This window comes from Snodgrassella alvi, from assembly GCF_002777745.1.
GTDB lineage: Bacteria > Pseudomonadota > Gammaproteobacteria > Burkholderiales > Neisseriaceae > Snodgrassella > Snodgrassella alvi_D.
Genome location: NZ_MEIO01000049.1, coordinates 41,539 through 66,196, shown reverse-complemented (window position 1 = coordinate 66,196; position 24,658 = coordinate 41,539). Strand labels below are relative to the sequence as shown.

At 43.3% G+C, this 24,658-nt stretch carries 26 protein-coding genes, 7 tRNA genes and 1 pseudogene; 7 read left to right on the top strand and 27 right to left on the bottom strand.

Translation table 11 applies throughout. The annotated features are described in order from the left end of the window. Window positions 1-14: 14 nt before the first annotated feature. The 12 genes from nusG to dprA form a co-directional block, all read right to left on the bottom strand. A complete protein-coding gene (gene nusG, locus BHC51_RS06360; protein ID WP_100100723.1) occupies window positions 15-548 on the bottom strand; it encodes a transcription termination/antitermination protein NusG in 534 nt (177 codons plus the stop codon). Between the two features lie 2 nt (window positions 549-550). Continuing rightward, complete coding sequence (gene secE, locus BHC51_RS06355) at window positions 551-1,009, bottom strand: preprotein translocase subunit SecE (RefSeq protein WP_100123160.1); 459 nt, start codon at window positions 1,007-1,009, stop codon at window positions 551-553. Between the two features lie 62 nt (window positions 1,010-1,071). Next, window positions 1,072-1,147: transfer RNA gene (locus tag BHC51_RS06350), tRNA-Trp, on the bottom strand. A gap of 8 nt (window positions 1,148-1,155) precedes the next feature. Continuing rightward, the gene (tuf, locus tag BHC51_RS06345) at window positions 1,156-2,346 is read right to left on the bottom strand and encodes an elongation factor Tu (protein ID WP_100090166.1); all 1,191 of its coding nucleotides are present in this window, start codon (window positions 2,344-2,346) and stop codon (window positions 1,156-1,158) included. Between the two features lie 42 nt (window positions 2,347-2,388). Then, window positions 2,389-2,463, bottom strand: a tRNA-Thr gene (locus BHC51_RS06340). Between the two features lie 22 nt (window positions 2,464-2,485). Next, window positions 2,486-2,559, bottom strand: a tRNA-Gly gene (locus BHC51_RS06335). A gap of 39 nt (window positions 2,560-2,598) precedes the next feature. After that, window positions 2,599-2,682, bottom strand: a tRNA-Tyr gene (locus BHC51_RS06330). 111 nt (window positions 2,683-2,793) lie between these two features. Beyond that, window positions 2,794-3,048, bottom strand: a complete 255-nt coding sequence (locus BHC51_RS06325) for a YfhL family 4Fe-4S dicluster ferredoxin (RefSeq protein ID WP_100100725.1) — start codon at window positions 3,046-3,048, stop codon at window positions 2,794-2,796. 89 nt (window positions 3,049-3,137) lie between these two features. Beyond that, window positions 3,138-3,710, bottom strand: coding sequence for a 16S rRNA (guanine(966)-N(2))-methyltransferase RsmD (gene rsmD / locus BHC51_RS06320; protein WP_100100726.1), 573 nt, complete (start codon window positions 3,708-3,710; stop codon window positions 3,138-3,140). Window positions 3,711-3,786: 76 nt separating this feature from the next. Further along, entirely contained in the window at window positions 3,787-6,081 is a 2,295-nt protein-coding gene (gene topA, locus BHC51_RS06315) for a type I DNA topoisomerase (protein ID WP_100153589.1), read from the bottom strand. A gap of 141 nt (window positions 6,082-6,222) precedes the next feature. Further along, window positions 6,223-6,681: a DUF494 family protein gene (locus tag BHC51_RS06310; RefSeq protein ID WP_100100728.1), complete on the bottom strand. Its 459-nt coding sequence runs from the start codon at window positions 6,679-6,681 to the stop codon at window positions 6,223-6,225. Window positions 6,682-6,692: 11 nt separating this feature from the next. Then, a complete protein-coding gene (dprA, locus tag BHC51_RS06305) occupies window positions 6,693-7,874 on the bottom strand; it encodes a DNA-processing protein DprA (RefSeq protein ID WP_100100729.1) in 1,182 nt (393 codons plus the stop codon). Between the two features lie 351 nt (window positions 7,875-8,225). Here dprA and BHC51_RS06300 point away from each other — a divergent pair, with 351 nt between their 5' ends. Continuing rightward, window positions 8,226-9,011 (top strand): DUF2071 domain-containing protein, encoded by a 786-nt coding sequence (locus BHC51_RS06300; RefSeq protein WP_100153588.1) that lies wholly within the window; start codon window positions 8,226-8,228, stop codon window positions 9,009-9,011. Window positions 9,012-9,147: 136 nt separating this feature from the next. Here the strand turns inward: BHC51_RS06300 and ruvC are convergent, their stop codons facing one another. The 4 genes from ruvC to BHC51_RS06280 form a co-directional block, all read right to left on the bottom strand. After that, a complete protein-coding gene (gene ruvC / locus BHC51_RS06295; RefSeq protein WP_100100731.1) occupies window positions 9,148-9,699 on the bottom strand; it encodes a crossover junction endodeoxyribonuclease RuvC in 552 nt (183 codons plus the stop codon). Between the two features lie 120 nt (window positions 9,700-9,819). After that, window positions 9,820-10,524, bottom strand: a complete 705-nt coding sequence (gene murU / locus BHC51_RS06290; RefSeq protein WP_100136181.1) for an N-acetylmuramate alpha-1-phosphate uridylyltransferase MurU — start codon at window positions 10,522-10,524, stop codon at window positions 9,820-9,822. 126 nt (window positions 10,525-10,650) lie between these two features. Further along, window positions 10,651-12,177 carry a PilT/PilU family type 4a pilus ATPase gene (locus BHC51_RS06285; protein WP_306807527.1) on the bottom strand — a complete coding sequence of 509 codons (1,527 nt, stop codon included), beginning with the start codon at window positions 12,175-12,177 and terminating at the stop codon, window positions 10,651-10,653. 35 nt (window positions 12,178-12,212) lie between these two features. Beyond that, window positions 12,213-13,256 (bottom strand): type IV pilus twitching motility protein PilT, encoded by a 1,044-nt coding sequence (locus tag BHC51_RS06280; protein ID WP_100100732.1) that lies wholly within the window; start codon window positions 13,254-13,256, stop codon window positions 12,213-12,215. A 158-nt stretch (window positions 13,257-13,414) separates the two neighbouring features. Here BHC51_RS06280 and BHC51_RS06275 point away from each other — a divergent pair, with 158 nt between their 5' ends. Continuing rightward, on the top strand, window positions 13,415-14,110 hold the full coding sequence (locus tag BHC51_RS06275) for a YggS family pyridoxal phosphate-dependent enzyme (RefSeq protein WP_100153587.1): 696 nt from the start codon (window positions 13,415-13,417) through the stop codon (window positions 14,108-14,110). Between the two features lie 118 nt (window positions 14,111-14,228). Here the strand turns inward: BHC51_RS06275 and pdxY are convergent, their stop codons facing one another. The 6 genes and pseudogenes from pdxY to BHC51_RS06250 all read right to left on the bottom strand — a co-directional run bounded on the left by pdxY (window position 14,229) and on the right by BHC51_RS06250 (window position 18,005). After that, window positions 14,229-15,095 (bottom strand): pyridoxal kinase PdxY, encoded by an 867-nt coding sequence (gene pdxY / locus BHC51_RS06270; protein ID WP_100100734.1) that lies wholly within the window; start codon window positions 15,093-15,095, stop codon window positions 14,229-14,231. Window positions 15,096-15,523: 428 nt separating this feature from the next. After that, window positions 15,524-16,408 (bottom strand): endonuclease/exonuclease/phosphatase family protein, encoded by an 885-nt coding sequence (locus BHC51_RS06265; RefSeq protein ID WP_180296448.1) that lies wholly within the window; start codon window positions 16,406-16,408, stop codon window positions 15,524-15,526. Window positions 16,409-16,748: 340 nt separating this feature from the next. Beyond that, a pseudogene (locus tag BHC51_RS13290) lies at window positions 16,749-16,874 on the bottom strand (hypothetical protein); the annotation flags it as partial. A 95-nt stretch (window positions 16,875-16,969) separates the two neighbouring features. Beyond that, on the bottom strand, window positions 16,970-17,242 hold the full coding sequence (locus BHC51_RS06260; protein ID WP_180296690.1) for a YfbK domain-containing protein: 273 nt from the start codon (window positions 17,240-17,242) through the stop codon (window positions 16,970-16,972). Window positions 17,243-17,296: 54 nt separating this feature from the next. Next, window positions 17,297-17,647 (bottom strand): VWA domain-containing protein, encoded by a 351-nt coding sequence (locus BHC51_RS06255; protein WP_100100737.1) that lies wholly within the window; start codon window positions 17,645-17,647, stop codon window positions 17,297-17,299. A 31-nt stretch (window positions 17,648-17,678) separates the two neighbouring features. Continuing rightward, entirely contained in the window at window positions 17,679-18,005 is a 327-nt protein-coding gene (locus tag BHC51_RS06250; protein WP_100100738.1) for a VWA domain-containing protein, read from the bottom strand. A gap of 366 nt (window positions 18,006-18,371) precedes the next feature. On the opposite strand from BHC51_RS06250, the gene proC reads away from it, so the two are divergent. The 4 genes from proC to BHC51_RS13175 all read left to right on the top strand — a co-directional run bounded on the left by proC (window position 18,372) and on the right by BHC51_RS13175 (window position 21,095). Then, window positions 18,372-19,166: a pyrroline-5-carboxylate reductase gene (gene proC, locus BHC51_RS06245; protein WP_100136147.1), complete on the top strand. Its 795-nt coding sequence runs from the start codon at window positions 18,372-18,374 to the stop codon at window positions 19,164-19,166. A gap of 8 nt (window positions 19,167-19,174) precedes the next feature. Then, window positions 19,175-19,738, top strand: coding sequence for a YggT family protein (locus BHC51_RS06240; protein WP_257381752.1), 564 nt, complete (start codon window positions 19,175-19,177; stop codon window positions 19,736-19,738). Window positions 19,739-19,902: 164 nt separating this feature from the next. Continuing rightward, on the top strand, window positions 19,903-20,319 hold the full coding sequence (gene dksA, locus BHC51_RS06235) for an RNA polymerase-binding protein DksA (RefSeq protein ID WP_037407116.1): 417 nt from the start codon (window positions 19,903-19,905) through the stop codon (window positions 20,317-20,319). Window positions 20,320-20,828: 509 nt separating this feature from the next. Further along, window positions 20,829-21,095: a TM2 domain-containing protein gene (locus BHC51_RS13175; RefSeq protein WP_306807355.1), complete on the top strand. Its 267-nt coding sequence runs from the start codon at window positions 20,829-20,831 to the stop codon at window positions 21,093-21,095. A 111-nt stretch (window positions 21,096-21,206) separates the two neighbouring features. Here BHC51_RS13175 and rnhB read toward each other — a convergent pair whose 3' ends face one another. The 5 genes from rnhB to BHC51_RS06205 form a co-directional block, all read right to left on the bottom strand. Then, entirely contained in the window at window positions 21,207-21,803 is a 597-nt protein-coding gene (rnhB, locus tag BHC51_RS06225; RefSeq protein ID WP_100100740.1) for a ribonuclease HII, read from the bottom strand. Continuing rightward, window positions 21,800-22,972, bottom strand: coding sequence for a lipid-A-disaccharide synthase (gene lpxB / locus BHC51_RS06220; protein ID WP_100153586.1), 1,173 nt, complete (start codon window positions 22,970-22,972; stop codon window positions 21,800-21,802). Before lpxB ends, rnhB begins: the two co-directional genes overlap by 4 nt. Before the next feature lie 132 nt (window positions 22,973-23,104). Beyond that, window positions 23,105-23,180 (bottom strand) — tRNA-His (locus BHC51_RS06215). Between the two features lie 21 nt (window positions 23,181-23,201). Further along, window positions 23,202-23,278, bottom strand: a tRNA-Arg gene (locus BHC51_RS06210). A gap of 38 nt (window positions 23,279-23,316) precedes the next feature. Further along, a tRNA-Pro gene (locus tag BHC51_RS06205) sits at window positions 23,317-23,394 on the bottom strand. 218 nt (window positions 23,395-23,612) lie between these two features. Here BHC51_RS06205 and folD point away from each other — a divergent pair. Then, window positions 23,613-24,476: a bifunctional methylenetetrahydrofolate dehydrogenase/methenyltetrahydrofolate cyclohydrolase FolD gene (gene folD / locus BHC51_RS06200; RefSeq protein WP_100100785.1), complete on the top strand. Its 864-nt coding sequence runs from the start codon at window positions 23,613-23,615 to the stop codon at window positions 24,474-24,476. Window positions 24,477-24,658 lie beyond the last annotated feature (182 nt).

Below are 24,658 nucleotides of genomic sequence, written 5' to 3'. Positions count from 1 at the left end.
TTGTATTCTCGCAGTTAAATTTTCTCTACCTGAGAAAATTCCAGTTCCACTGGTGTTTCACGACCAAATATCTGGACGGCAACACGCAATTTATTACGTTCATAGTTGACTTCTTCGACAACGCCATTGAAATCTTTAAATGGTCCTTCATTGACGCGTACCTGCTGACCAACATCAAACAGTATTTTCGGTTTTGGTTTTTCTACACCGCTTTGTACCTGATGCAAAATAGCATCCACTTCACGAGCAGAAATAGGTAATGGTTTATTAGCTGTTCCACCAATAAAGCCAGTCACGCGCGGTGTATTTTTTACCAGATGCCATGAAGCATCAGTCATGTCCATTTCTACCAGCACATAGCCCGGAAAAAATTTGCGTTCAGTAATACTCCGGCGACCATTTTTGATATCCACTACTTCTTCAACTGGCACCAGTATCTGGCCAAAATACTCACCCATTCCTTCACGCTCAATGCGCTCTTTCAAGGTTTTCTGGACATTTTTTTCAAAACCGGAATAAGCGTGTACAACGTACCACTGTTTTGCCATGGTTAACTCCTCTTCATAAAGATGTCAAATAATAACCATGAAATCAGGCTATCAACACCCCAAATAAATAACGACAAGACAGCTACAAATATCAGTACAAACAGGGTCATGCGCAATGCTTCGTTGCGCTCGGGCCATACTACTTTTCTGGCTTCTGACACACAGTCACGCACGTAAGCAGTCAGCTCTCGCCCGCCAGTGCTCCAGAAAAATACGATTACAATGGCCGCTATTACTCCTATTAATGGAAACAGATAGCGGATATAAAGTGGCAATTGCGTATCCAAAGCATAGAATGCCATGATACCAGCAGCAATCAGTATAGCCGAGATGATATATTTGAGAAAATCAAGACGCTTATTGCGCTTGATTTCTAATTGCTGCTGTTCTCTGGCCTCAGCTTTTAATTGTGCTTTGGTTTTGGTTTTGGTTCCCACATCTTTCGATGTTTTGTTGTCCATACAACCACCTTTTAATTAATGCAAAAAAGACTAACCGACCTATGGCCGATTAGTCTGATTTTTGGCAGGCCAGGAGGGTCTCGAACCCCCAACCCTCGGTTTTGGAGACCGATACTCTACCAATTGAGCTACTGGCCTACAAAACTTTAAGCGATAACTTTAGCAACCACACCGGCACCAACTGTACGGCCACCTTCACGGATCGCAAAGCGTAAGCCTTCTTCCATAGCAATCGGGTGAATCAGTTCTACATCAATAGTTACGTTTTCACCTGGCATTACCATTTCAACACCTTCCGCCAGACTTACTGCGCCTGTTACGTCTGTAGTACGGAAATAGAATTGTGGGCGGTAATTTGCGAAGAATGGAGTATGACGTCCACCTTCTTCTTTGCTCAGTACATACACTTCTGCTTTGAATTTAGTGTGCGGAGTGATGCTGCCCGGTTTTGCCAATACCTGACCACGTTCTACTTCTTCACGCTTGGTACCACGTAACAATACACCTACATTGTCACCAGCTTGACCTTGATCCAGCAGTTTGCGGAACATTTCCACGCCGGTACAGGTGGTTTTCTGGGTTTCTTTCAGACCAACGATTTCAATTTCGTCGCCTACATTGATTACACCGCGTTCTACACGACCGGTAACTACAGTACCACGACCTGAAATTGAGAATACATCTTCAATCGGCAACAGGAATGGTTTGTCTACTGCACGTTCCGGAGTAGGAATGTAGCTGTCTAATGCATCGGCCAACGCCATGATTGAAGCTTCGCCGATATCAGAAGTATCACCTTCCAATGCTTTCAGTGCAGAACCTTTAATCAATGGAATGTCATCACCTGGGAATTCATAGCTAGACAGCAGATCACGGATTTCCATTTCTACCAGTTCCAGCAACTCTTCGTCGTCTACCATGTCGCATTTGTTCATGTAAACGATGATGTAAGGTACACCTACCTGACGTGCCAACAGAATGTGCTCACGGGTTTGTGGCATTGGACCATCAGCAGCAGATACCACCAGAATAGCGCCGTCCATCTGTGCAGCACCGGTAATCATGTTTTTCACGTAGTCAGCGTGTCCCGGGCAGTCAACGTGTGCATAGTGACGTTCTGCGGTTTCGTATTCTACGTGTGAAGTATTAATGGTAATGCCGCGGGCTTTTTCTTCCGGAGCATTGTCAATCTGATCGTAAGCTTTCGCTGCACCACCAAATTTCTTGGACAGAATGGTACAAATTGCAGCGGTCAATGTGGTTTTACCATGGTCAACGTGACCGATGGTGCCAACGTTTACGTGCGGTTTGCTCCGCTCGAATTTTTCTTTAGCCATGGCTACTTCCTATCTAAAGATGATTAAGTTTATCAATTCAGGTGGTGCCCATGGACAGAATTGAACTGTCGGCCTCTCCCTTACCAAGGGAGTGCTCTACCCCTGAGCTACATGGGCATATGGTGGTATTTACTTTATATGGAGCGGGTGAAGGGAATCGAACCCTCACCGTAAGCTTGGAAGGCTTCTGCTCTACCATTGAGCTACACCCGCATACTTACTTAAAAGCTACTCCAAGTAAGACTGGAATTTTGGTGGAGGGAGAAGGATTCGAACCTTCGAAGCTTTCGCAACAGATTTACAGTCTGCCCCCTTTGGCCGCTCGGGAATCCCTCCAAAAGAGAACGGCATGATAATGTTCATTTACATTTTCGTCAAGTCTATTGAGCATTTTTTTTTGCTAAAAATAGTAATTAACTGTTCCTAATCCATTTCAGCCGAAATAATTTACTCTTTTTCTGCCATTAGTTGCCTATATTTCGCCTCCAGCTCTTCTTCACTTTCTGGATGCTCTTCGTCGATGATGATGCAATCTACCGGGCAAACCTGCTGACATTGTGGTTCATCATAATGGCCAACACACTGGGTGCAACGCTCTGGAGTGATTTCATAAATTTCATCGCCCTGATAAATAGCGTTGTTTGGACACTCTGGTTCGCATACATCACAGTTAATGCACTCATCTGTTATCAAGAGTGACATGTTTTTCCTTTATCGTTAAATTTAACTCACAACCGTTGGGCGCGGATTATAGCATTGTTTTGCCTGCAATCCGGTAAGCAACCATCTGTTTATGCTATCTTTGCGTTGCGGTAAGTTAATAATTCGAAGCGGCTTATACCTGATTTACCTTCTCGCAATAGCTGCCAGCCGGATGGTAAGGCAGGTAAGCTGTTACTTTCCAGATAGACGCGAGCCTCTGGCTGTAGATGCGCGACGATTGCATTTAAGAGCTCATCCCATTGCTGCCAGGCATAAGGTGGATCTAAAAATACCACATCAAACTGCTGGCGGTTATTCGCGAGAAAACTTTGTGCATCAGTACAGATGAGTTCTATTTGACTAAAATTCAATTGTTGCAGGTTGTTTTTTATTGCGGCAGCTACCTGACGGTTGTTTTCTATCATGGTCACTGTTTTGGCTCTTCTTGAAGCAGCCTCTAGCCCGATGACGCCACTACCGGCAAAGAGATCCAGTACGGCCATGCCAGTTAAATCCTGCCCCAGCCAGTTAAATAGACGTTCACGCACACTATCAGCAGTTGGACGCAGACCATCAGCAACCGGAAAGGTTAATTTACGTCCCCGGTGTGTGCCGCCGATGATGCGTACCTGATTGCGATGCTGTTGCTGTATTTTTGCCACGTGAGTTAACTCCGATAAAAAAGACTTTCAGGCATTCTGAAAGTCTTGCTGTATCCATTTACATTGAGTGCCCGTTTTATTCTTTTGGTGCTGGCGGTTCAATCTGTTCCGCATAACCACATTCTTTTTGCGGACACACTTTTTCAGTACCACGCCGTTTGGTGGTTTTGATGGTCAGTATTGGCCAGCCGCATTGCGAACAGGGTTCATTGATTGGTGGATTCCACACAGCATAGTCACAATCAGGATAGGTGTTACAGCTGTAAAACAATTTTCCATAACGGCTTTTACGCTCAATCAGGCTGCCTTTGTGGCATTTCGGACATTCAATGCCGGTGTCTTTAGGCTTTTCCAACGGCTCAATATATTTACATTTGGGATAGTTGGCACAACCAATGAATTTGCCATAACGTCCGCGCTTGTAAACTAGCTGCCCTTCACACTTTGGACAATTGCGCCCTTCCACTACGGTGGGTTCCTCAGCGGCTTTCGCGGCCTCTTCTGCTGTTTCATTCACGTTGCGGGTATAATCACAATCAGGATAACCTGTACATGCAATAAAACGGCCTCGTTTACCAAACTTAATTTGCAATTGGTGCACACCACATTTGGGGCAGATTTCATCTAGATTTTCGGCGGTAAGCTCTGCACGAGGAATGTCTTCCTTGGCTTTGATTTCTTTATTAAAGCCTTTCCAGAATTGTTGCATTACTGGCTTCCATTCCCGTTTGCCGCCGGCAATATCATCGAGCTGGTTTTCCATTCTAGCGGTAAAATTGTAATCTACATACTGACCGAAATGTTCAGTCAGGAATTTATTGACTACTTCACCGGTATCAGTAGGCAGAAAGCGTTTCTGCTCCAGAGTAACGTATTCGCGTTCTTTCAGGGTTGAAATAATACTGGCATAAGTAGACGGACGGCCGATGCCATACTCTTCCAGTGCTTTAACCAGACTGGCTTCGGAGTACCGTGGTGGTGGCTGGGTAAAATGCTGTTCGCCAAAAATTCTGTCTACCGGCAAGTTGTCGCCTTCATGCAGTTCTGGCAGTTTTTTGGTATTTTCTTCATCTTCGCTATCGTCCACGCCTTCTTCATATACACTGAGAAAACCGGCAAAAGTTTGTACCTGACCGGTTACTCTGAAAATACCTTTACCCACAACAATATCAACACTGGTGGTATCAAAGCGTGCAGGAGCCATTTGGCAGGCCACAGCACGCTGCCAAATCATCTGATACAGGCGAAACTGGTCAGCAGTTAGAAAGGGTTTTACTGCTTCCGGCGTACGATAAACTGAGGTTGGCCTGATAGCTTCGTGCGCTTCCTGCGCATTTTTAGATTTGGTTTTATAAATTTTCGCTGCTGATGGTAGATATTCGCTGCCAATTTTGTTTTCAATATAATGGCGTATTTCTACTACGGCATCATCAGACAGGCTAACTGAATCGGTACGCATATAGGTAATCAGACCTACGGCACCCTGTCCGACATCCACACCTTCATACAATTGTTGTGCAGTGCGCATAGTACGATCTGTGGTCATGCCCAGTTTGCGCACTGCTTCCTGTTGCATGGTTGAAGTGGTAAAAGGAGCAGCAGGATTACGGCTGCGCTTTTTCTTTTCCACTTTGGACACATGTGCCTGCTGCCCAGCTAGTGCATTTACGATTTCCTGCTGCTGGTCTTCATTTGAAATATCAAATTGTTCCAGTTTCTGTCCCTGCCAGTGGGTCAGTTTTGCAGTAAATTTAGTACGCGCTTTATGGCTGTCCAGATGTATGGTCCAGTATTCTTGAGCAGTAAATTCACGGATTTCCTGCTCACGCTCACAAATCATGCGTAATGCCGGACTTTGTACTCTGCCAGCAGATAAACCACGGCGAATTTTCTTCCATAATAATGGTGACAGATTAAAACCAACTAGATAATCCAGTGCCCGCCGTGTCTGCTGTGCATCTACCAGTGTTTGCGACAGTTCACGTGGATGAGCAACTGCCTCCAGCACGGCTTTTTTGGTTACTTCATGGAATACTACTCGCTTTGGATGCAGGTTTTTCAGCCCACGCTTAGATTTGAGTATTTCTTGTAAATGCCAGGAAATAGCTTCACCTTCCCTATCCGGGTCGGTAGCCAGATACAGTGCATCTGCTTCTCTGGCAGCAGTAACAATGGCCTCCAGGTGTTTGGCATTGCGGCTGACAAGCTGGTACTTCATGGCAAAGTCATTTTCTGGATCCACAGCACCGCTTTTGGGTACCAGATCGCGCACATGACCATAGGAAGCCAGAATTTCAAAATCGCTGCCTAAATATTTTTTCAGCGTTTTGGCTTTAGATGGAGATTCAACAATCAACAGGTTTTTTGCCATTCGTTCAGGCTCACATTCGTAATTTAAGTATTTGTGATATGTTGTTAGTCTGGTTTATTCTAATAAATACGCTAGGACAAAGCAAAAAGCTTTCAGACGTGCTGACTGAAAGCTTTCAAGTTTGTATCGCTGTCAGTAATTTCACTGCATTGTGGCTTCACCATTGAGTGCAGCCATTAATTCATCGCCGATTAGTACCGGTAATTCTGAACGATGTGCCCATAATACCAATAAAGCTAACACTTTGGCATGGTCTACTGTGATGTCTTCATAGGGTAAGTTCATCAGGGCATTGAGTACAAATTCGCGCTGCTCTGGCTTGAGTGCGCCATTCTGCTCCAGAAAATGTATCAGACCACGTACATCCAGCGGTAGTGCATCCAGCTCTTCATTATTGTAAATGCGTATCCCTGTACTGTTGCGCAATATTTCGGCAGGAATCAATGGTTCAAAACGCAAATAATCCAGACAGGATAATGCGTCACCAATCTCATCATCATTGAAACCCACTTCTTCCAACAGTGCACCCAGATCTTTGCGCGGAGGGAATGCATCAACGTCTTGAAAGTGCTCAATCAAAAACGCTATTACATCAATCATTTGCTTTCCTTTCAAGATTTAATGCGTTGATAACAACCACCGGGCAAGGCTGTAATCCAGCCACCAAGTTCCAGTACCACAAGATGAGCATACACATCTGTTGCAGCCATGCCAAGTGCTGTAACCAATGTGTCTGGGTGAACTACACCGTAACCCAGTGCAGCCAGAACCTGTTGTTCCATCGGGTTGAGTTCAGATACAGATGCACTGACCGATGATAAATCTTCAGTGTTATTAATACTTGAAGGTGGTATGCCGGTTAGAGGTACTTGTTGAGCAGGCTGGCTGCTATATGATTGCAAATGCGATTTTTGCAAGAGCAAGGGGCACTCCTGAAGAATATCCTCTAGATTTTCTACCAGTCTGGCTCCCTGTTTAATCAGTGCGTGACAGCCTTTACTTAAAGGATTATCAATCGAACCTGGTATTGCCATGACCTCCCGTCCCATTTCACTGGCCAGACGTGCGGTAATTAATGAGCCCGATTTGGTTGCAGCCTCTATTACTAGCGTACCTCGACTGAGTGCCGCAATCAAGCGATTGCGCCTGGGAAAATTACGGGCTAGAGAGCGAGTACCTAATGGAAATTCAGAGATAATGCAGCCATGTGCCGCAATCTGTGCAGCAAGTGTTTTGTTGCGTGCAGGATACACACGATCAATTCCGGTACCCCATACAGCAATGGTGGTTCCTATACCCAATAATGCCCCCTGATGAGCGGCAGTATCAATACCATCGGCCATGCCAGATATAACAGTAATTCCCTCATGTGCCAGTGCTTTAGCAAAATCACGGGCGATACGCATTGCTTGTGGTGTTGCATGGCGGCTACCTACTATGGCTAATGCAGGCTGGTGCAGATATTGGCTGTTACCACGGACAAATAATAATGGCGGTGGCGTTAATCCTTCAGTGAGCAGTGCGGGATAATCGCTATCTGCCAGTAATAATAAACGGGCATTAGTGTGGGATTGTTCCCATATCAGGGCGGCTTCTGCTGCCTGTATGGCCTCGTCACTACGCCAGTATTTGCTGGCCTGAGTGCGAATGAGAAAAGGTTTGATTTCAGCAATATTTGCAGACAGTACGGCTTGTGCCGAACCAAAATGATTCAGCAGGCGCAGAAATGTTTCACTGCCAATATGGGGAGTTAAAGCTAATTCAATCCATGCATAGCGTTCTTGCTCATTCATTTACATTATCTTTACAATTTATTATGTGATGATTATGACAAAAGTAAGTTTATAGAACAATGGATTATTTAAATACTGCCGCAGATTATTATTTATATGAAATATGATCATTGATCTTAAATATATAAAATATTAATTATTATATGTTATTTTTTATTTTAAGCCTCTGTACTAAAATTTCCTTTATTTCAGATATAAATTAAAACTCAGATACGCTGGATATTATTTTTATAGAAAATATATATAAATTTTTGTTTGATTTTGTAAATTTTTTATGTATACTTAATCATATGGATTCTATTGTGATTTGATGTTATTTAGACTTTCCAGACGAGAATCAAGGATATATATATGCTAGCGCCGCTTAAATTTAAGGATTTTCTACATCCACGTCCAGTACCGTCTGGAATTGATGTGGACTGTAAATTAAAACATTTTGCCATTATTACTTATGCGGTCGATGCAGATAAATTTGCCGGATTATTCCCCCCTCGTTTCCAGCTGGATAGTGTCATAATTGATGGGCAGGAAAAAGGTTTGCTATCTGTTGTGCCATTTATGGATGTGGATTTTACCTCGGCGGTTTATCCTTTTCCTGTTTTTACTATGGGACAAACTAATTACCGGATTTATATTATTGATACCGCTACTGGAGAACGCTGTGTCTGGTTTCTTGGTACAACGCTGGATTCTTGGACTATTATGGTGCCACGTCATGTGTGGAAGCTACCGTGGCACCCCGGCAAAATGAGTTTTAATTGTGGCTTCGACCAGAATTCTGGCTGTTATCGTCACTATGAAATGCATACTCAGGCAGATTGGGCTCCCGCACAAGTACAATTAAGCCAGTACCCTGATCAGGAATTTCATTTTCAGGGTTTTCCTGATACCGAAACAGCTCTGGTCTATCTGACTCACCCACTGGCGGGTTTTTACTACCGTCGCAATGGTAAATTGGGTACTTATCGGGTTTGGCATGATCGTCTGGACGTGAAACCGGCAAAACTTGAATCAGCGCAATTTGGTCTGTTAAGCCGGATGAAATTGGTTAATGAGGATGAACAGCAGCACCCGTATAGTGTTCTGCTTCAACCAATTAATAAATTTACAATTTATCTCCCTCCTACAGCTTTATAGATTCAAGGTATATAAGAAATCGGATTTGATTATTGATCTTACTATTTAAGGCAAAGGTCAGTCAGAATAATTAATTTTGTCAATGCGCAAAGTAATCATTTAAAAAAATAGCAAGATATTGTCTGGCTTACATGATTTAACGGAAACGGCCGGATTTAATGGTTAGCCCCTGTTGAATTCTGGATGCCAGACTATAATTGCGTAATGCATGAGTTAGAGCCACAGCCAGTGCATCCGCAGCATCTGCCTGTGGTGTACCAGACAAGGATAGCATTTGTACCACCATGTGCTGTACCTGCTCTTTGGCTGCTTTACCCTGCCCTACTACTGCCTGTTTTACCTGTAGGGCAGTATATTCAAACACTGGTAATTCACCTAATGTCAATGCGGCGATTACTGCGCCTCGCGCCTGTCCTAACACCAGTGTGGCTGCTGGATTAACATTAACAAATACCTGTTCTACAGCAGTTTGTGTTGGCTGATAAGTTGCAATAACTTCCCGTAGGTTATGCACAATCACCCGGATACGCTCAGCCAGAGTAGCGCCCACAGTGGTTTTAATACAACCAGAGGCAACGTAGATATGCTGGCGACCGATTACATCAATAACCCCAAAACCGGTAACACGACTCCCGGGATCAACACCTAAGATACGGGTAGTAGTTTGCTCTGACTGCTGTGTTTGCATACTTATACTGCTTAATTACGAAAAATAGAATTGGTACTGGCAGGAAAATCAAATACTCTGTAAAAGCGGATTTCGCCAGCTGAATAAATAATGTTACTGTATATTGGCTATACCTGTTAGTTATTCACCACAGATTTTATTAACTAATTGATTAGCTTTATGTAATCTTTCTACTGTTCCCACATCCAGCCAATAGCCAGCATGATATTCACCACTAACTTGGCCTGTCTGCATGGCGGTACGCAATAAAGGTGCCAGTTTGGCACGAGTGTGTGGCTGAATATTGTTAAACAAGGCTGGATGATAAACGCCAACACCACTAAAAGTTAATGTCGGTTTATGAGATTGTGGTTGGATTACATTTCCTGTTTGAGTGAGGCTAAAATCACCTTCAGGATGGTGTTGTGGATTTTCAACCAGCCACAAATGCGCTAGTTTGCCTGTTTGTTGTATTTTTTTACCAATCTTTATAGCTTGGGCAAAATTAATATCGGTTAATACATCGCCATTAATAACTAGAAACGGCTTGTGGCCAAGTAAGGGTAAGGCGGTGGTAATCCCTCCAGCAGTTTCTAGACCTCCTTCTTCTTCAGCAGAATAACGGATATTCACTCCGTAGGTATCTCCTGTACCCAGAGTGGCTTCGATTTGCTGCCCTAACCAAGCATGGTTAATCACGATATCGCGGAAACCAGCGGCTTGTAAGTGCCGCAAGTGATGACCAATTAACGGTATTCCACTCACATTTAGTAAGGGTTTTGGGGTGGTGTCGGTAAGCGGACGCATACGTTCGCCGCGTCCGGCAGCAAGAATCATGGCTTTCATGGTCATTTAGTATTCCGTGATATAAGTGCACAGGTTGGATGAAGTGCAACCTATAATACAACAGGCAAAGCTGGTTGCTTTGCCTGAATGATAAGAGTAATAATAAATTAAAGGATCGACTTCAGTCTAAATCAGGTTTAATTCTGCTCCCGTATCGAAAATTGCTGCACCTTTTTCACCCTGCTCATACAGATTAATCCGCAAGCGTAAATCATTCGGCGAATCAGATTGACGCAAAGCTTCTTCAAAATCAATGATACCATCAACATATAATTGGAACAGACATTGATCGAAAGTTTGCATACCATCATTACCTGCTTTGGCCATCAGTTCTTTTATCTGCATTAATTTACCCTTATAGATATAGTCCTGAACAGTAGCTGTATTAATTAACAGGTCAGTCACAGCGCGGCGGCCTTTGCCATCTTTTTTCGTGGCCAGACGCTGGCCAATAATACATACCAGATTCAGAGCCAGATCCATCAGCACCTGTTTATGCTGTTCCTCCGGATAAAAATTCATAATACGTTCAATGGCCTGATTAGCACTACTGGCATGCAAGGTAAAGAAACACAGGTGACCAGTTTGCGCCATTTTCAACGCATACTCCATGCTTTCATCACTGCGCACCTCTCCCACACATACAACATCAGGCGCTTCACGCAAGGCACTTTGCATGGCATTGTCCCAACTTAAGGTATCCACACCTACTTCACGATGGGTAATGATACTTTTCTTGGGTTTGTGGACGTATTCAATCGGATCTTCGATGGTCAGAATATGGCCAGCAGAATTTGCATTGCGATAGTCCAGCATAGCGGCCATAGTGGTGGATTTACCGCTACCAGTAGGACCTGCCAGAATAATCAGACCACGTTTTTTCATTACCAGCTCATCTAACACTGGCGGCAGAAAAAGGCTCTGAGTAGTGGGAATATCGGTAGTAATCCGGCGTAATACCAAACCAACCCTACTCTGCTCATGATAGGCATTAACCCTGAAACGCACGCCATTTTTGGCTATTATGCTGTAGTTCAAGTCCAGCTCTGCCATGAACCGCTGACGTTGCGCCGTTGTCATGGTTGACATGGCAATTTTAGCGGTTTCTTCTCCTGTTAATGGTTTAGTCGGTGCGGGCACAATCTTGCCATCAATTTTCCAAGATGGAGGAAAACCCGGGCTGATAAAGATATCTGCTGCATTCAATCGTACAGCTTCCACAGCCATTTTTTCCAGCACTGGATGAATATGGACAGTTTCCCGCTCCAGTGTGACAGGAGGCGGTGTACTGGCAGCAGCGCTTGGACTGATATCTGTTTTATATGATTCTGTCATTGTATTTCTGGATTTTGCTGTTTTTTTGATCTCAGATGCAAGTGAAGCAGGTGTGGGTATTTTTTCAGCAACCGGTGCTGACACCTCTTCTGCAACTATTCCCGTTGTTGCCTTTGTAGCCGATTTGGCCGGTGATACCGGTTGTTCCGCTGCATCAGAGGGAACAACCGGAGTAACTACTGCGCTGGAAGTCGAGGTGACCGTCGCTGTAGAGGTGACCGTCGCTGTAGTAGCGGCGGGATGTTGATACTGATTAACCATATCTGCGAGTAAATCAGATAAACCGGACTCTTTGGTGGAGTCTTTCAACATACCCATAGCAACACGCCTTCCTAAATAAAAAAGATAGATAATTATCCCACCAATTGGTCTGGATTCGCTGCTTTGGAACGGGCAACTTCTAAACTGATACGTCCTTCGCGCAGCAATTGCTGTAAACACTGATCCAGTGTCTGCATCCCGACTTTCTGTCCGGTCTGCAAGGTAGAATTAATCTGAGCAATCTTATTCTCACGGATCAGATTACGTACTGCCGGTGTACTGATCATGATTTCGTGAGCTGCCACACGACCATTGCCATCCTTGGTTTTTAACAGAGTCTGGGAAATCACTGCCTGCAAGCTTTCCGAAAGCATGGAGCGAACCATTTCTTTTTCGCCTGCCGGAAATACATCCACAATACGGTCAATTGTTTTGGCCGCACCTGTGGTATGCAAGGTACCGAACACAAGGTGACCGGTTTCAGCAGCTGTTAGAGCCAAGCCAATGGTTTCTGGATCACGCATTTCCCCCACCAGAATCACATCTGGGTCTTCACGCAGGGCTGAACGCAAAGCATTAGCAAAACTGTGTGTATGTTGATGCAATTCGCGCTGGTTTACCAACGATTTTTTACTCTGGTGTACAAACTCAATCGGGTCTTCAATTGTTAGAATATGTCCAGCATCATTATTATTAATGTAATCAATCATTGCAGCCAGCGTGGTTGATTTACCGGAACCGGTAGGTCCAGTTACCAGCACCAGTCCACGTGGCTTCTCTGCGATTTTCTGAAAAATCGCTGGTGCTCTGAGTTCTTCAAGTGTGAGAACTTTACTGGGAATAGTACGCATAACAGCGGCGGGACCGCGTTCAGTGTTGAAAGCATTGACACGAAACCGCGATACATTGGGTAATTCAAACGAAAAGTCCGTTTCCAGATTTTGCTGATAATCCTTGCGCTGATAATCGTTCATGATAGAGGCAATCATTTTGCCTACTTCTTCTGCACTCTGTTCGGGCAGATTAATACGGCGAATATCACCATTAACGCGTATCATGGGAGGCAGACCAGCACTCAGATGCAAGTCGGAAGCTTTATTTTTAACGCCGAAGGCCAATAAATCTGTTAGCTGCATATTTACTCCGTTATGCTTGCCCACGTCATGCAGGCATAAAATATTATTCTTATTCTAATCAAGTTAGCGTCTCTTTAAAATGAAAATATTTGTCACCTTGATAAAATTTATATAAAAACAGCTAGATTGAATCCAAAAAACTGAAAATATTATTCAATATGAAAAATGCAGACTCTCTAATTAAACACTGGCAGCAGGTACTGGCTGACATAATCAGTGTGCGTCAGCAAACCGCAGCACCCCAGTCTATACAACTCATCGCTGTCAGTAAAACCTTTCCTGTCAATGATATCGCTACTCTGTATCAGGCTGGCCAACGTGATTTTGGTGAAAACTATATTCAGGAATTCACTGAAAAAACCAGCCTACTGGCCGATTTGGATATTGTCTGGCACATGATTGGCCATATTCAGTCAAATAAAAGCCGCATTGTGGCAGAACGGGCACAATGGGTGCATACCATTGATCGTGAGAAAATTGCCCGGCGGCTGCACGAACAGCGTCCAGAACATTTACCGCCACTAAATGTCTGTATTGAGGTTAATATTGCTGCCGAAGCTAATAAGCATGGTATTAGCACAGACAGTGCCGAATTACTGACTTTGGCCACAACCATCAGCTCTTTTCCACGTCTGAAACTGCGCGGTCTGATGTGTGTGGCTAAAGCCAATAGCACCGAGATTGAACTGAGACAGCAATTCAACCAGATGCAAACCTTATTGCAGCAACTGTGTGAGGCAGGATTTGCCGTTGATGTGCTGTCTATGGGTATGAGTGCGGACTTAAATACCGCGATTGCCTGTGGCGCTACCCATGTACGGGTAGGTAGTGCTATTTTCGGCCGCCGCAGCTAGGAACACATAGAAAATAATTAATTAAAAACAAAGAAATCAGATAAAAATTATGCCGGTAAGTATTTCTTACCGGCAGTAAAACTGCAATAGCCAATATTGGTTAAAACCTATACACAGATCAGGCTATTTTTTCAGCCTTAAACTGATATGTTGGCTGAGCGATTTCATTCTGTGCTGCAACCACTTGCAACTCATACTGCTGGCGTTTTAAGGTTTCCAGCATTACACCATAAACTGCTGCGGTAGTATGTTCAAACGACTCAAGCAGAGATTTACCAGACAGGTAATCTGCCAGAAAAATTCCACTGGTCATGTCACCTACACCTACGGGCTGGCGCGCTCCAAAATCGACCAACGGTCGATGAATATGCCAAACTGCTTCATGAGTAACCAGCAGCATTTCGAAACGGTCGGTCTGATAACCAGCGCGACTCAGATGCTTTACCAGCACAGCCTTGGGCCCTTGATTACATAACGCGCGGCAGGCTGCAATAGCCTCTTCAATATTATGAATGCGTTGTCTGTTGTTTAACTCTTCTAGCTCAAACAGGTTTGGAGCAATCATATCGCTCAATGGCAATGCTATATCACATAAAAATTCAGCCACACCACCAGCCACAATACAACCTTTTTCTGGATGTCCCATAACTGGATCACAGAAATAAATTGCGTGCGGATTAGTCTGCTTCACTTTCTTGACAATATCAATAATGGCATTGCCCTGTTCGGCTGACCCCATATAGCCACTTAATACTGCATCACAATTTTTCAGTTCATCAATTGCTGCAATGCCATCGACAATATCCAGCAAATGCGAAGCTGGCATTACCGTACCTTTCCATTGCTGATATTGGGTATGATTGGAAAACTGTACAGTATTTAATGGCCAGACATTCACTCCTAAACGACGGATTGGAAACACTGTAGCACTGTTGCCGGCATGGCCAAATACCACATGAGACTGAATTGAAAGTATATTTTTCATATTAATGCCATTTAATAATCCGGTAAATCAGGATGCCTGATTTGAAAATAATTGGCTAACTAGCCATACGTGCTAAACGAAGCTGATTATACGCAGATTATACTAGTCGAGATAAATCATTACCTATAACAACAACTCAAGCCGGAATTTTGCTTTTCACATCAATGGCGACATATATTTGTCCATACCCTATCTTATGCACCATACAAGCGATACTGTATAGGTTATTTATACAAAGTACATACGAGCAACCCGCACCCGACGAACCATATGTTTATAGCGGCTGTTAAATCTGAATAATATTTAATGACATAATTCATGAAATCATTTTCAGGTTGGACAATTCCTGTTCAGTATTCGAAGACAGAGGTTATGGTACTATGTATTAATTCGGAGATAGGTGTTTATTTTTTCCTGTCTATACAATGTCATGGCACATAACTAATCCATATCGCTTTATGGTCGGAGCCATGCCAGCTATAGCTCCCTGTCGCCACTATTTTATCTGGTTGCCGTACCAGTGCATGGTCAATCGACAGCAAAGCTGGCAGCCAGGTTGGCCGCGCTCGCGGGCTGGTCAGATGTACATCAGCTGCCTGAATAAAATCACGAAAAACTGGTGAAAAAGCACTGATATTCATATCACCCAGCACGATGACATTATTTTTTTCCTGCTTAATCATGGTAGCTAGTGCCTGCAACTGATTATTGCGCTCTTGTACCAGTGTCGCGGTAATCGGCGGTGGCGGATGAATACCATATACCACCAGACCATTTTGCAGTTGGGCGCGGATATAGGGATAAATATCGTTATCGGTGGTATAGCGTACTTCACAGCTTGTTAAAGGCAGATGTGAATACAGAGCCATACCAAAAGGAGAATCATTATACTCGGCACAATGCTGGGTAGTTGCTGCCAATGGCTGAAGTGCCGTACCCCAAGCCAGAGAAGTTTCCGTCAGAAAAATAATATCACTATTATTTCTCAACAGCCATTTGCTTTCAGTATCTATATACGCATTGATATTCAACACGTTATAGCTCAAGAAACGTACAGGTTTTGCTTGCGTGGTATCGGCTGAATGAGTATTGAACCATGGTGTTAAACACCAATAACAACCAGCAGCAGCAACAATAGCAAACACTAAACGCTGTTTTTTGCTTGGACAACAAAAACATACCAGAAAAAATAACAGCACATAAAACGGGGTGAAGTGCGAAAACAGTTCAAATATCCAATATACAGAACCCAACTGGCCAATAAATAGAGCAACTAAGGCTAACCAAGCCAAAATGTGTATGCGTTTCTTCAAACCGCTCATTAATTTAGAAATAGGTAGGTGCATTGAATTACATTCAGTTATATTTGAAATAATTTATTCTTATTGCAGAAAGTTAGTATATTACACTCGGGCTACATGATAATGATGCTAACACTTCCTTATCCATATTGAGAAGACAAAAATTATTTGAAAGAAATTCAAAACCAAAAGCTAACTTTTTAAAGGTGGCTTTTAATTTGATGCAGGCAAATCCAGTGATTCCCGTTCACTCTTATAGGTAAATAAGCACAGCAATTGCAAAACCATATCATTGCTGTATGGAATCTGATGATTTCAATACTGTTTTGATATTAACTTTGACATTTACTCTCTATCGTCTAGAGTCTCTTTTTTTAACTAGTTGTACAAACTCACCGCGATAGCTTTGCGGGTCTTTATCTTTAGCATTATTCGCCCAGCTGACTATCTGCTGGTAAAGTGGCCGAGACAATTCAGGGTTATGACGTAACTTTTACCCATATGCAGCTACAGCTGCCGTAAACCGCGCTTCTATTCCAGCTTTGCTAAAGGAGCTAACCAGCGCTTTCTTGTTTATAGGTAAAAACTAATCCACTTTTTTCCGGCATCAATATCACCGGCATCTACCTTGTCATGATCAAAGTCTTCCTGTTTTAACTGCCGTTTTTCATAGCCAATCTGATGATACTCCCATACTTGCTGTTGATTAAATTCTATTTGCGCTGTGGCATCTTTTGCTACAACCACTAAGGTGGCACTCATCTCTTGCTGCACCACTTTTTGCGCTGCTTTCAGATTGCCAATATAGCTGTAGTTACCATTACCTGCATCAGCTATCTGCACCATCATGGCATCATTAAAAATATCGTCACCAAAACCTAATGTGGATAAAGTTATCCCTTACTCTTTTTCGGTAGTCACAAATGCCTTCAACTCTTCATCGCTACTAATACCAACATTAAAATCACCATCTGTAACCAGCAATTTCCGATTAATCCCGCTATTGATTTTGCTATGTTCAGTCATTTTATAAGCTAGTTTCAGTTCTTCCCCGCCTGCGGTACTGCCTCTGGCCTCAAATTTATCAGTAGCGGCCAGAATTTTGGCTTTATTGCCACCTGATGTCGGTTCCAAAACAACACCAGCACTTCCTGCATAGCTAACAATGGAAGCTTTATTGGGTGGGCGCAGCTTGTTTACCAATAATTTTAATGAATGTTTCAATGAATCCAATCTATCCGAACCATACATCGAACCGCTGGAAAATAATTAATAAACTCTTCTACCCGCTCGGTATCCGGATACAACTGCTGCCCACGGATATAAATCGCCTGCTATTTGCATACCTTGCTGTATCCATATCCAAACTAAAAGTACTGACTGGCTCTGCAATCACCTGTTTTATCGGATTAGCTGAATAATTTTTATATTGTGCAGTATCTGGCTGAATGCTGCTACTATACACATAATTTGCAGTTTCATAGTTAGGATTCATTGCCTTTAAACTTTCATGCCTTTTAAATCCTATTTTGGAATCATAATCTGCTATTGGAACTGGCGCTTGAGCATTTGCTGTCGCTATGTCTTGTTCCTCATGTTCTGAGTGCATCGTCTTACAAGCACCCAATATGCTTCTATCAATATCATGAGAACACTGCGACTGGTCATGCGAATTGTTGATTTTATCGTTGCCATAAATCTCTTGAACTCTTCTATCTTTATTAAAATAAATTATGTTATCAACATATAATTTGCATATACCGTATTGTTTTTATTCATCTAAAATGAATTTAATAAACATCAATTTATGACAGGAATGGATACCTTGCTTTATGCGCTTACCTGACGATTTTTATCGTATGCATGTAACCAGCAAATAATAGTTATTGTAAAATTAATATTGATTTAGTTTATCAGGCTAGTAGCGATATTATTGATTCAGCTGTCCGATGTTTAATAAAAAGAGGAAAAATATATGAGCATTTATTTTCTTGGCGGTGGCAATATGACGTCTGCGATTGTTGCCGGCATGAGCAAACAAGGTGGCTATGATATTGTAGTCATTGACCGTAATCAGGAGAAGCGCGAGCATTTGAGCAACTGTTATCAGGTATGCAGTAGTGAGAAACTACCTGAATTGACTGCTACTGATGTCTTAGTGCTGGCGGTTAAACCACAGGATATGCAGCAGGCTACCGCCGGTATCAAAGTAAATGGTGCATTGGTACTGAGCATTGCCGCCGGATTAACCGTGGATATTCTGCGCCAGCTTTTAGGTAATCACCAGCGTATCATCCGGATTATGCCCAACACCCCGTGCCAGATCGGCTTAGGTATTTCCGGATTATTTGCACCAGCCACCATAGATACAGCCGACAGGGCTGTTGCAGAAAACATTATGCGCACCACGGGTGATGTAGTATGGCTGGAAGAAGAAAGTGGCATTAATCGTATTGCTGGTATCAGCGGCAGTGGCCCAGCCTATGTGTTCTATTTTCTCAATGCCCTGCAACAGGCAGCCATACGTGAGGGTTTCAGCGCAGAGGAAGCACGTCATTTAAGTCTGGGCACATTCAAAGGTGCAGTATCTCTGGCAGAACAATCTGGTCTTGAATTTGTCCAGTTACAAAAAAATGTGACTTCCAAAGGTGGCACTACGTTTGCAGCTACCTCGATATTTGATCAGCATCAATTGACACAAGTAGTGGCTGATGGGGTGTCCGCCAGTATTGCGCGGGCAGAAGAAATGCAAAAACAACTGGTTCCTTAAGGTATAGTGTGATTAGTAAAACATTATTTTTATTAGCCAGTGCTCTGGCCATTATGTGCTGGGCACGGCTTTTGTTACAATGGGGTAAATTACCTTTTCTGCATCCGTTAGCCCAGTTTTGCGTGCACAGTACCAACTGGCTGATACGTCCTTTGCGCAGAATCACTCCGCCACTGGGTCAATGGGACACTGCCTGTATTCTGGCTACCATCATCATTTATTATCTGGCTACAGCACTTAGTCTGTTTACTACCTTTACATGGATACAGCCGGATGGGCGTATTATCGCTGCCAGTCTGCTCTTTAGTATTCTGTTTTCGCTGAAAGCTCTGTGCTATGCATTATTTATCGGGCTGGTAATACAGATGTTTTTAAGTCTGTGCAAACCTTATTCAGTATTACTGCTTACCTTACACCGTATTTATATGCCACTAACCCGTCCATTTGCCTTTCTGCGAATTGGTAAATACGATTTTTCTGCGACAGTTGTTTTGATTGTATTATGGCTTTGTCTGGAATGGTGGTTACCACAGGCAACCAACAAAATTTCATACTGGCTGATTAGTGGATAATGTAGTTGAATGCAAAATTACGAAGAATTTATAAAAACATGCTATCATGCCCGAACTTTTTTAACAGCATGACAGTCAGCATCTGTTGTGTTCAAAGACAGATCAAGCTGTCAATTCCTGAGCTAATTGCTTAATCGAGCTACGCAAAAGAAAGACTGTATACAATGGCTAAACTCACAGAACAAGATATCCAAGCCTGGAATGGCCCTGAAGAGGAGTACATGAATGAAGAACATCAAACTTTCTTCCGTGATTTGCTGTTGAAACTTCAGGATGAACTGATTCATAACGCCAACAACACCGCCGGTCATTTACAGGAACAGGCTACTACGCCTGACCCGGCAGACCGTGCTACGCTGGAAGAAGAATACGCACTGGAGCTACGTACCCGTGACCGCGAACGTAAGCTATTGAGCAAGATTCAGGCCTCTCTACGCCAGCTGGATGAGGGTGATTATGGTTTTTGTCAGGATACAGGTGAACCTATCGGCCTGAAGCGGCTACTGGCACGCCCTACTGCAACTCTGTCAGTCGAAGCACAGGAACGGCGTGAACGGATTAAAAAACAGTTTGTGGACTGATTGTAAATAGATAACAGCCAAAACGCTTTCTATCCAGAAAGCGTTTTTTATTTTATAGTACTAGACATAGTGTCCATATCATTTGTATATCTGTCAGTTTTATATCATAGAAAATATTGCATGTATTAGTTATAAGTAATTTGCATTTCACTAATAATTCTTAAAAAACCTAATAATATTTTTGTATGGTCAATTTTATTGGACCTATCCACATAAAAATATAAATTATTGATTTATTAGCTTAAATCAACAAATAACAAATTTAATCTTTAATTTGTATCAATAACTAATATATTATTCGGTCAATGCATTAATATAAATTCTGTATCTTTGCTTTGATCACAGGTGATAATTCTTGAGATTATTTATTGTCTTTTGACCTGATGGCTAAATTTCTGTTATCAAAACGCAAAAATATTAATGACTATTTAGCTGTGATTAACAATATGAGCTGGTATGCTGCTTAAATAAATGGGAGACGTAATGATTTATTGTCAAGGTTGTGGTAAATAAATACAGAAACAGCAAAAAGTTGTCCTCATTGCGGAGCAGTAGTAAAAAATAACACTTGTACCAAAAGTCGTATTGTTGCCGCTTTACTTACTTTGTTTCTTGGTGGTTTAGAAATACATAAATTTTACTTAAATCGAAATCTGCAAGGCATATTGCACCTAGTTTTCTGCTGGACATACATCCCAAGTTTTATCGCCTTTATTGAATTCATTGTTTATTTATGCACATCCGATGAGAAATTTGCAGAAAAATACAGTAGTTAGAACATAATTATTCGTATCAAGGATTATTTAGTAGCTGATGATTTTTACTGTCAGCTTGTGAATTTAGAAAAGCTGTTTTTTAAATTTCACGGGTTGATAATATCAAATAAATTATTTCCCACACGTAAGTAATGCTTTTACTGGTGCAAAATCCTGACGATGCTGTGGCAATACACCAAATTGCTTTAGAGCAGCCAGATGTGCGGCTGTACCATAACCTTTATGCTTGGCAAAACCATACTGGGGATAGCGCTGATCAAGTGCATACATTTCCGCATCCCGCGCCGTCTTAGCCAGAATCGAAGCAGCAGAAATAGCAGCTATTTTCAGATCACCTTTTACTACTGCCTCTGCCGGTAGTGTCAAATCAGCTGGTATACGGTTACCATCTATCCAGACTTTGGCTGGTGTGACATCCAAGCCTGCTACTGCCCGTGTCATAGCGCGCATAGTTGCAAACAGAATATTATATTGATGAATTTCAGTTACATCAGCCGCTGCCACTGACCAAGCCGTTGCCTGCTGCTTAATCAGCACAGCCAGCGCATCGCGTTTCTTCTCAGATAATTTTTTTGAGTCTGTAAGACCGGGTAAGTCATAATCTGCAGGCAAGATAACTGCTGCGGCATAGACACTGCCAACTAAAGGTCCGCGCCCCGCTTCATCCACACCTGCATGACTAGGCAAAACTGCTAAATCTATACTCATATCTGCCCCGTTGCATGCTGTAATACGGCCTGTGCAGCCAGTTCATCTGTATTTAAGCGTAATTGCTGATGCAATGTTGAAAAATCAGCCTGCAAATTTTGTATTTCCTGCGGCGATTCATACCAGTGAATCACTGCTTGCGCCAGTTTTTGCGCTGTAGCGTTACCTTGTAGCATTTCGGGTACTACGCCTCTACCTAACAGGATATTTGGCAAGCCAACATACGGAACCTTGATTTTATGTTTGACATAAGCATAAGTTAAGGAGGAAATTTTATAACTGATTACCATCGGACACTGGCATAAAGCCACTTCCAGTGTGGCTGTTCCACTGGTAACCAGCGCCACATCTGCTGCCTGACAAGCCATTTCTGCATGTGCAGACATTAAACGAACTGGCAATTTCTGCCAGATTGGCTGAACCAGTATGGCTTGCATCCGCTGCCGTGTTGCCGTCGTTGCCAGTGGCAATAAGAACTGTGCCTGCGGATAACGCTGATAAATAATTTCTGCTGCCTGCAAAAACAGTGGTGCCATAAAATCAATTTCACTGACGCGGCTGCCCGGCATTAAGACAAATACTGGTGCCTGTTCAGGCAATTTCAGTTGCCGCCGTTTTGCCATTCGGTCAACAACCAATGGCAAAGTCTGGGCAAGGGGATGGCCGACGAAGCGGGCACGACCACCGGCCTGCTGATATAGCTCTGGTTCCATCGGAAACAGACACAATACCTCGTCTACTTGCTTAACAATTTTTTTTACTCGCTTACGCCGCCATGCCCACACAGATGGGCTGACATAATGTACGGTAGCAATGCCAACATGCTTTAAGCTTTCAGCAACGCCCAAATTAAAATCTGGCGCATCAATACCGACAAACACGTGCGGGCGGATTTTTTTCAGCGCCTGAATTAAACCGCGACGAATGGCGAGAATTTCCGGTAACTTTTTTACTACCTCAACAAAACCGCGTACCGCCAGTTTTTCCTGATCATACAGGCTCTGTATACCCGCAGCCAGCATTCTCGGCCCGCCGATACCGACAAACTGTACATGCGGATAGCGCGTACGAATAGCATTCATCAGATGAGCACCCAGTAAATCACCGGATGCTTCTCCGGCACACAAGGCTATGGTTAACAAGGGCTGTTCAGTTGCAGTTTTATTCATAGCGGGTTAGCAGTTTTATAAGCAACTATATGGTAAAGCGTAATGTATAGTAAGTTTAGCAGGCGATACCAGATTATAAAAGAATGGCGTATAAAATTTAAAAGCCCAAGCATATGGCTTGGGCTTTTATAATGGGGTGGCTGATGGGGCTCGAACCCACGACAACTGGAATCACAATCCAGGGCTCTACCAACTGAGCTACAGCCACCATAAAAACTTTTTCAAACTTTGGTGCGCCCGACAGGAATCGAACCTGTAACCCCCGGCTTAGAAGGCCGGTGCTCTATCCGGTTGAGCTACGGGCGCGTACTCTCAAATCTATCCGGACAAGGATTCAGTCGATATGGTCGGGGTGGTGGGATTCGAACTCACGACCCTCTGCTCCCAAAGCAGATGCGCTAACCAGGCTGCGCTACACCCCGACGAGAGAGGCGAACTATACAGCTCTAAAAAACTATCGTCAAGAGGTAAAGCAGATTTTTTTGCCATATTTTTGAATTATTGCCGATTTATGTTGGTGGCAGTAGATAAAAGCAGATGAAACCGCCGAAAAAAAATGCGACAATACTATTTTTCTGAATATTGGCTGCTGACTGCTGGCCAGCAGCATAATCTTTCCTTTTTTGTCTGGAATATTCTGATGACCGCACAACTCATTGATGGTAAAAAAATTTCCCAACAAATTCTACAAAATCTGGCTGCGCGCGTACAACAGCGGCTGGACAACCGGCTACACCGTCCCTGTCTGGCTGTGGTGCTGGTAGGCGAAGATCCAGCCAGTGCAGTATATGTACGCAATAAAAAACGTGCCTGTGAAACCATCGGATTTGAATCACGCAGCTACGAGTTGCCGGCACAGACCAGTGAAGCTGAATTACTGGCACTGATCGACGAAATGAATGCTGACAACGGTGTTGACGGTATTCTGGTGCAATTGCCTCTGCCTGTGCATATTGACGGTCAGAAGATACTGGAACGAATTGTGCCACACAAAGATGTAGATGGTTTTCATCCGTATAATGTAGGCCGTTTGGCAGTGAAAATGCCGTTAATGCGCCCATGTACACCTAAAGGAGTGATGACATTACTCAATGCTTATCAGGTTGAAATAACCGGTAAAAAAGCCGTCGTGATTGGTGCTTCAAATATTGTCGGCCGACCGCAGGCATTAGAATTGCTACTGGCACGTGCAACCGTAACAGTTTGTCATAGTGCTACTCAGAATCTGGCGCAGGAAGTTGCTGCCGCCGATATTGTGGTAGCAGGTGTCGGCATTCCAGAGTTTGTCAAAGGTGAATGGATTAAACCGGGTGCAGTGGTTATAGATGTGGGGATTAACCGACTGGAAAACGGGCAGCTATGCGGTGATGTAGAGTTTGAGACAGCCAAAGAACGTGCTGCAATGATTACGCCGGTACCGGGTGGAGTTGGCCCCATGACTATCGCGACCTTAATGGAAAATACACTGCAAGCGGCGGAAATTCACGATACACAGCAGCTCTAACATCACGCAACACAATTTAGAGGCGACGCTGCTTTGCAGTGCAATGCATAACATAGAAAGCATATATCGGCTTTTTAACCGGTGTATTGTTATGATGCAGTAGAATAAGACAGCTATACTGCATCAAAGATTATTCTATAAGCACTGGCAAAAATCCCCGGACACTGTATCAACCAGCGACA